This window comes from Robinsoniella sp., assembly GCF_034124845.1.
This window is the reverse complement of sequence record NZ_JAWYAJ010000273.1, coordinates 1-7672: the sequence shown is the minus strand read 5'-3', so window position 1 is coordinate 7672 and position 7672 is coordinate 1. Positions and strand designations below refer to the sequence as shown.

Annotated in this window: 8 protein-coding genes; 1 reads left to right on the top strand and 7 read right to left on the bottom strand. The window is 43.2% G+C overall.

Features of this window, described 5'->3' with window-relative positions; genetic code table 11:
• From ACH2DQ_RS13430 to ACH2DQ_RS13405, 6 genes are all read right to left on the bottom strand, one after another.
• A partial coding sequence (locus ACH2DQ_RS13430) for a hypothetical protein (RefSeq protein WP_395027066.1) occupies positions 1 to 308 on the bottom strand: 308 nt, incomplete at its 3' end.
• Between the two features lie 11 nt (positions 309 to 319).
• A complete protein-coding gene (locus ACH2DQ_RS13425; protein WP_394911071.1) occupies positions 320 to 1753 on the bottom strand; it encodes an MBOAT family O-acyltransferase in 1434 nt (477 codons plus the stop codon).
• A 36-nt stretch (positions 1754 to 1789) separates the two neighbouring features.
• Positions 1790 to 2575, bottom strand: coding sequence for an ABC transporter permease (locus ACH2DQ_RS13420; RefSeq protein ID WP_394911070.1), 786 nt, complete (start codon positions 2573 to 2575; stop codon positions 1790 to 1792).
• Positions 2576 to 2593: 18 nt separating this feature from the next.
• A complete protein-coding gene (locus tag ACH2DQ_RS13415) occupies positions 2594 to 3718 on the bottom strand; it encodes an ABC transporter substrate-binding protein (protein ID WP_394911069.1) in 1125 nt (374 codons plus the stop codon).
• Positions 3715 to 5259: an AMP-binding protein gene (locus ACH2DQ_RS13410; protein ID WP_394911068.1), complete on the bottom strand. Its 1545-nt coding sequence runs from the start codon at positions 5257 to 5259 to the stop codon at positions 3715 to 3717. The genes ACH2DQ_RS13415 and ACH2DQ_RS13410 overlap by 4 nt, the downstream gene beginning before the upstream one ends.
• Before the next feature lie 135 nt (positions 5260 to 5394).
• Entirely contained in the window at positions 5395 to 6144 is a 750-nt protein-coding gene (locus ACH2DQ_RS13405) for an ABC transporter ATP-binding protein (RefSeq protein ID WP_394911067.1), read from the bottom strand.
• A 229-nt stretch (positions 6145 to 6373) separates the two neighbouring features.
• Between ACH2DQ_RS13405 and ACH2DQ_RS13400 the strand changes: the two genes are divergently transcribed.
• Positions 6374 to 7282 carry a helix-turn-helix domain-containing protein gene (locus tag ACH2DQ_RS13400; RefSeq protein WP_394911066.1) on the top strand — a complete coding sequence of 303 codons (909 nt, stop codon included), beginning with the start codon at positions 6374 to 6376 and terminating at the stop codon, positions 7280 to 7282.
• 109 nt (positions 7283 to 7391) lie between these two features.
• Here the strand turns inward: ACH2DQ_RS13400 and ACH2DQ_RS13395 are convergent.
• A partial coding sequence (locus ACH2DQ_RS13395; protein ID WP_395027062.1) for an aminopeptidase occupies positions 7392 to 7672 on the bottom strand: 281 nt, incomplete at its 5' end.

Sequence of the window (7672 nt, the reverse complement as noted above, 5' to 3'; positions counted from 1 at the left end):
ACCGTGGAAAACATATTGTAATAACGATATCCGTCAATCTCACTCATTTTGTCCGCAAGGTATGTACCCGCCTTGGAACCGCCTATGATATAAGCATCGTATTCGTCCTGATAATTTTTTACATGTTCTGCTTTAAAGAACCTGCTGTAATTATTGTCATTTACTTCCACAGTACCAAGGTTGTCATAATTACCTCCCCGAAATGAAAAGTATCCGAAAGGATCTACAAAATAATTCATTCCGCAGATAAACCCAAATACTGCCAACACAAATACCAGGAATCCGACTGCCCATTTTTTATACTTCATTCGCTGTCCTCCTAAAACTGAAAGTACAGGAACTGTACTACCTGATTCATTTTACAGATACAAATCGCAAGCAGTGTCCCTGCATATAAGAAATGCAAAGCATTCGGCTTAAATCTCTCCGCCATTGTTTTGGTGGTGGGTGCAAACCAGCAGATCAGAAGCCCGATTACCGTAATCAGCCCTACAGTCTGATGATCCGCCACAAAATTGGAGATCTGATGCCATACCTGGGCGGCACCCAGATCGAACAGCGCTTTAAAGTCAAACATACCTTTATATACCACCCAGGTATCATGCATATTGGATGCCACGAAAATAACCCTTGTAAGCACGATAAAGAAAAAGGTGATAATAACACCAATCAGATATGGCGGTTCTTTTTTATGATAGCTCTGATATGCGCCGATACAAACCAGGACACCATTCATGAGTCCCCAGATAATAAAATTCCAGCCTGCCCCATGCCAGATACCTGATACTAAAAAGGTGACCATGGTAGCTACGTAATAATTACGCCACTTCACACCTTTGCGGAATACATTCTTAAATACATACCCTCCAAGGAATCTGGACAGTGTCATATGCTGTCTCTGCCAGTATACCTTGAAATTACTTGCCCGAAACGGTGCATTGAAGTTCTCCGGCAGCTTTATATTGAAAAACAGTCCCAGTCCGATAGCCATATCCGTATAACCGGACAAGTCAAAATAATAGGATACGGAATATTCTATGGTATAAAACCAGGATTCCCACATGGTTACGGAATCTTTGATAGAGCTGTAGAAATCTGCCGCACTGTTGTTCAGCGGATCTGCCAGCAGCATTTTTTTGCCGCAGCCGATAGCGAATATAAATACGCCCAGCGCAATATTGCGGTAGTTCAATTTCATATTCTCATTATTTTCAAACTGCGGTGTTATTTCTTTGTGGTGTACAATCGGCCCCACTATCAATTGCGGGAAAAATGTTATAAATAACAGATATTCCAGGACACCGTACTCTTTGGTCTCTCCCCGATAGGAATCAACCAGAAATGCAATTAACTGGAATGTGAAAAAGGAAATACCAATCGGCAGCGCTATTCGTTTCAGCAAAAAGTCTGTGCCCGCTATCTGATTGATATTTTCTATAAAGAAATCATAATATTTGTAATAGCCAAGTAATGCAACATTTCCCAGTACACCTATGAGCATAAGGATCTTACGCTCTATCCGGTATGTATCTTTCTGCATCCTGCAGAGAGTTGTTCCAACAATATAATTGGCAAAGATACTTCCCAAAAAGAACGGAAAGAAATCCGAACTGCCCTGGGCATAAAAATACATGGATGCCAGAACCATCCATACCTTTGACAGGTAATAGTAATGGAAGCGATTCAGTATGCCATACACAATTGCCACTACCGGCAGGAATACCAGTATAAATTGATAAGATGAAAAAATCATATAATTCCTCCAGCGCCGCATTTTCTGCGGTTTATTTTACTCCCATTTTTTCCATTGATTCGTTCGGTTTTCCAAAAACCGGAACAATACTTCTTCCATAAGCATCATAATAATGCCTAGGCTGATAATCGTGATAATGGTCACGGATGTATTTGCCGTATTTCTGCCTACGCTTAACACGTAGCCGAGACCCTTGGGCACACCTACCATTTCAGCCGCTATCACTACCCTCCAAGCGAAACCCAGACCCAGCTTGAATCCTGAGACAATGTAAGGGATAATACTGGGTATAATACAGTATTTCACTACCTGCCAGGTATTTGCCTCCATAATACTGAGCACATCATAGAGCTTCTTGTCTACATTTAAAACTCCCTGAAGAGAATTCACTATAATCGGAGACAATGAGCCCATTACAATTATAAAGATCGCTGCATTGTTTCCAAGTCCAAACCATAGGATTGCCAGCGGTACCCATGCAACCCCCGGTATAGGAGAGAAGAATCGAACCAACGGGTAAATAAAATTACGGACACTTTCACTGATGCCCATGATGATTCCCAGGGGCAGCCCGATTGCTACTGCAATTCCAAATCCAATCAGGACACGCTGCATACTGACCCAGATATTGCTGAGCAGATATCCGCTTTTAATCATATCCATAAATTCTGCCGCCACCACACTTGGCATGGGCAGCAGCAGTTTTGCAGTATCCGGATCCAATTTCCCAAACAGCCCCGTTTTTGAAGCAATGCTCCATATGATAATCACGACAATAATGGTTATACAACCCTGTAAAAACGGTTTTGCTTTATACTTCATAAGAATTTAAAACCCTCTCTATTTTTTCTCGTAAAATATTTCTGATTTATCCGGCACTTTGTCAATGTAACCCAAATCTGCTGCCCATTGCAAAGTCTCAAGTGTTCCGGCCTCATCAATATCAAATGTATAATCTATTCTTTCCCGTGCACCCTGGATAGTTGTCTCATCCATGTCCAGCACCTTGCCCAGTACTGCATTTGCTCCCGGATCTGTGTTGATATATTCAACGGTCTTCCTGTAAATATCCAGGAACTTCTCCAGATCTTCCGGGCGGTTATCAATAAAGTCCTGATTTGCCGCCACTACATTAACTGGATAAAAAGCACTGCTTCCAGTCTCTTCTTTAATCTCCTTTGCGGTATCGTAGAGAACTACAATGTCTTCATAATCCTTTTCAGCCTGTGCAGCAAAAGGTTCCCAGGTAATCATTGCATCCACTTCCTTGGTTACCATCAGGACTGTTGCCATATCAGCCGGCTTCATTCCCGGAATCAGAGTAACATCCATATCCGGATCCAGCCCAGCATCACCCAGGATTTTACTTCTTAGCAAAGCGTCCGTTACAGTAGCAATATTCGGTTCTGCAATTGTCTTTCCCTTTAAATCTTCAACCGATGTAATGCCTGTATCCTTTCTGGTCATCAGAACATGACCGCCTCCATTGGCAGAGGCAACAACCTTCATGTCGATACCTTTGGAAATCCAGGTGGCAACCGGTATGACGCCCGACAATGCCACATCCAGTTCTCCTGCCGCAAATGCTTCCATCAGTGCGGAACCATCTGCAAACTGGGTTACTTCTATGGAGATATCGCTTCCTTCAAATAATCCGTTTTCCTGGGCAACAAAAGGTGTTGCTGTTCCCAGTGCTAATATCGAACCCACCCGAATTACATGATCATCCTCTGCCGCTTCATTGCCATCCCCGGTTCCTTCTGAATTCTCTGCCGTCTCCTGAGCAGTACTTTCACCTGATATCTCTCCTGCGTCAGCCGCTTCCCCTGGGGCTGTTTCTGCTGATGATTCTGTTGATGATCCTGCTGTTCCTGCTGATGTGCCTGCTGTCTCTCCCGCTCCGCATCCGCACACAAAAATTGCAGCAGCCGCTGCCATTCCTACTATTTTTTTCCAGTTCTTCATTCCTTTACCCCCAGAGCCTGTCTGCGTACTTGCTCCTGTCCTTTCTTAAATATCTCCACTAGTTTTAATCGTTGAATCTTCCCGTTTCCTCCTTTGGGAATATCCTCTACAAAAAATACCATACGCGGCACTTTATAGCTTGCAATCCTTTCTTTGCAATAGGAAATTACATCCTCTTTTTCCAGAGTGCTGTCTTCCTTTACTTTGATATAAGCAGCTACTTCTTCTCCATACACTGCATCCGGCACACCTACGGTAGCTGCAAGTTCTACCCCATTGATCTGATAAATAACCTCGTCTACTTCCCTTGGAGAGAACTTTTCTCCTGCCCGGTTAATCAGTTCCTTAATCCTACCGTCTAAAAACAGATATCCATCCTCATCCAGATACCCCAGATCTCCCGAATGGAACCACTCTCCGGTAAATGCCTTCTTGGTTTCTTCTTCCTTACGGAAATATCCCCTGGTAATGTTGTCTCCCCTAATCAGAACCTCTCCCAAGCTGCCTGCCGGCAATTCATTCATTTGTGCATCCACGATCTTAATCTCGTTTCCAAAGGTCACACCTACGGAGCCCGGTTTTCTGGCAAGGGGCGGCATGGGATTGGTAGTAATCTGGCTGCAGCCTTCCGTTATGCCATAGGACTCTATAATGGGTATGCTGCACTTCTGTTCAAATTCATTAAGCACAGCTACCGGCAGCGGTGAAGAAGCAGATCTTGCAAAACGCATGGAGCTAAAATTCACATCCTCAGGAATACCTTTTGCAAGCAAATGCGAATACATGGTTGGAACACCGCTGAACCAGGTTGTCTTATATTTTTCAATATCCTTCCAAAAGTTGCGCACACTGAATTTACCGGCTATTACAATACTTCCGCCAGAAAATAAAGGCGTAATCAGAGTAATTACAAGCCCATTAATATGAAACCATGGCAATACGCAGAGTGCCACATCCTCTTCTGTCAGCTGGTGTGCTGACGCAATATGACCTGCCTTCGCCAGCAGGTTTCCATAGCTTAGAATCACACCTTTGGGATGTCCTGTAGTACCTGAAGTATAAAGCAGCATGGCTGTATCTTCTGCTTGCAGATCCGGCTTTGTATCCGGGAATTTCTGCTCCGCCAGCCCTATGTTCAGTAAGACATGACCATCCACCATAGGCCGTTGTTTTACTCGGAATTTTTCTGGGATCGTTTCAACAAATTCTCCAGTCGTAATAATTGCTTTCGCCTGTGAATCCGTAATGAGATAAGAAAGCTCTGCTTCCTTTAAGTATGTATTGACTGGAATTACCACCGCTCCGGTGTCTGTAACTCCAAAAAAGGTAATGGCAAATTCAATACTGTTTTCCATTATAAGTAAGACTTTATCTTCTTTTCGAAGTCCCAATGCCCGAAGATGAAGGCTCATTTCATCAATCTTATCACGCAATTCTATATAGGTAAGGGACCGAAGTGTTCGCGCGCAGGTGACAAAGCGGCGATCCTGGTATTTTTCTGCCATTTCTTCAATCAATGTTCTAAATGTTGCTGTTTCCATTTCTTTACCTCCTGCATACCCCAGATAGGTCTGCGGTACTGCATTAATAAGTAGTTTATACTCCATCCGGTTAGAAACCCTACGGACAGCACTGCCTATTTTGCCATCTGCCGCGTTGTCGCCAGGGCTCCAGCTTTAAGCGCCGATTCCCAGTTCCAGAATTTTGTTTCTGATTGCCTGGAATTCCGGGCTTGTCCTGTTCCTGGGTTTTGGCAGATCCACCGTAATAATCTCCTTTATTTCAGCCGGCGAATTTGTAAATACAACTATCTTGTCAGATAAGTATACAGCTTCTTCACAATCGTGGGTTACGAAGCAAGTGGTAAACTCTTTCCTGCTGCAAAGCCGTACCAGCTCATCCTGTAACTTCATACGTGTGAAGGAGTCCAGCGCTCCAAATGGTTCATCCATCAGCAGAATCTTTGGGTTCATAACTAATGCCCTGGCAATTGCCACTCTCTGCTTCATACCGCCGGATAACTGATTCGGGTATGATTTTTCGAATCCTTTCAGCCCTACCAGATCAATTGCCCAGTCTACCTTTTTCTGTATTCGTTCCTTATCATTTTTTCCAATTTTAAGACCCATGGCTATATTGTGATACACAGTCAACCACGGAAAAAGGACATAATCCTGAAATACCATCATTCTTTCTTTGCTGGGCCCTTTTACAACTTCTCCGCCAATCTCTACCGTTCCTTCCTCTGCATCCAGCAGCCCTGCCATAATTCTAAGCAGCGTAGACTTTCCACATCCGGACGGACCTACAAAAGAAACAAACTCCTGCTTCTCAATACTCAGGGAAAGGTTCTCAAGAATAGCCAGCATTTTTGTGTCATCATTCTTTGTAAAAGATTTTGTAATATTTTTAACTAAGATCGCCATCAATTTCTCCCCAATCATTCCAGAATAGGGATATTTTAGCGAAATATTGTGATGTAAGTTTGTAAAATCCTCACAATTGTAACATTTGCTTAATATCTCTTAACAATATTGATAGAATTTTGAGGATAAAAGAGCATACTTTGATAAGCATAATGAAACTGAATATGGTATATTGTATTTACTGTTCATTGCGCAATACAGGCCATACTAAATAAAGGAGGTGCAAGTTATGCACGCATGGGAGTCCATACAGGCATCTGTAGATTATATTGAAGAACACTTAAACGAAGATTTGCAAATAGAAACATTGGCGAATGTCGCCTCTTTATCTCCCTTTTATTTCCAGAGACTTTTTAACCGCCTCGTTAATAAAACAGTTTTTGATTATATTAAGATGAGAAAGCTGTCAAAGACTTCAGAAATTCTGAAATCCGGTAACAGCCGGATTGTAGATATTGCAATGGAGTACGGTTTTTCCAGCCATTCAAACTTTACACGGGCATTTAAAGAAACTTTTGGTCTCACTCCGGAACAGTATCGTACAGAACCGGTTGTCCTGAACCACTTTGTAAAGCCGGATTTGATCTTAAACTATGTAATGGTAAATGAAAATGTACCTTTGGTCACAGATGGAATGGTTCTGGAAATCTTCCGCAGAAGGCTGGAACAGCCGAGAGTATTTGCCGGTATTGAGGGCGAGATCCCCATTGAACAGCTTATGGGCGGAGAAACTACCGGGGTTGCAGCCGGGGCTAAGCTCTGGGAAAATTTTCACAAAATAAAACCCCGGATTCCAAATCTGCTCCCGGATGGCAATGAACTGGGTGCACTGTATCTGGGAAATGCAAAGGAAGGAAACTGCATCTACATGGCTGGAGCCGAGATCATTCCAGGTACAACCGCGCCGGGATACCAGACCTTTGAAATGCCTGCCTGTGAATACCTGGTCTGCGGGTTTGAAGCCGAAAATATTTCCCAGCTTTACGGGGATGCGGTATTTAAAGCCGATAAATTCATGAACCGCTGGCTGAAACAGCATCAGATACGCACTGCTGCTTTTGGAGTGGAGATGTATTATCCACCATCTCAGGACGCTGCCTATCTGGAGCATTGGTCTATTCCGGAAGTTGATTCATAATTCATATACTTATACGATTTCTAAGCATTAACAATAGAAACTTAATAAAGCTATCCTCTCTTGGCACAGAGGATAGCTATTTTAGTTATGAACCAAATCGACTTTCTTTCTAAATCAAATTCTCCGGGTTCAAGCACTCCAGTTCCGGAACCACAAACTTTCCGTCCTTTCGGATCAATACATCGTCAAAGTAGATTTCCCCGCCGCCATATTCGGCTCTCTGTATCCATACCAGATCCCAGTGAATGGAGGAATGGTTGCCGTTGTACGCATCGTCATAGCAGCTGCCGGGTGTAAAGTGAATGGATCCCATAATCTTCTCGTCGAAGAGAATATCCTTCATTGGTTCCAGAACATAGGGATTTACTCCGATGGCAAATTCACCGATAT

Excerpts from the sequence above, each read along its gene's own strand:
- ACH2DQ_RS13405 (WP_394911067.1), bottom strand. The coding sequence starts at position 6,144 with ATGGCGATCTTAGTTAAAAATATTACAAAATCTTTTACAAAGAATGAT.
- ACH2DQ_RS13410 (WP_394911068.1), bottom strand. The coding sequence starts at position 5,259 with ATGGAAACAGCAACATTTAGAACATTGATTGAAGAAATGGCAGAAAAA.
- ACH2DQ_RS13425 (WP_394911071.1), bottom strand. The coding sequence starts at position 1,753 with ATGATTTTTTCATCTTATCAATTTATACTGGTATTCCTGCCGGTAGTG.
- ACH2DQ_RS13400 (WP_394911066.1), top strand. The coding sequence starts at position 6,374 with ATGCACGCATGGGAGTCCATACAGGCATCTGTAGATTATATTGAAGAA.
- ACH2DQ_RS13415 (WP_394911069.1), bottom strand. The coding sequence starts at position 3,718 with ATGAAGAACTGGAAAAAAATAGTAGGAATGGCAGCGGCTGCTGCAATT.
- ACH2DQ_RS13420 (WP_394911070.1), bottom strand. The coding sequence starts at position 2,575 with ATGAAGTATAAAGCAAAACCGTTTTTACAGGGTTGTATAACCATTATT.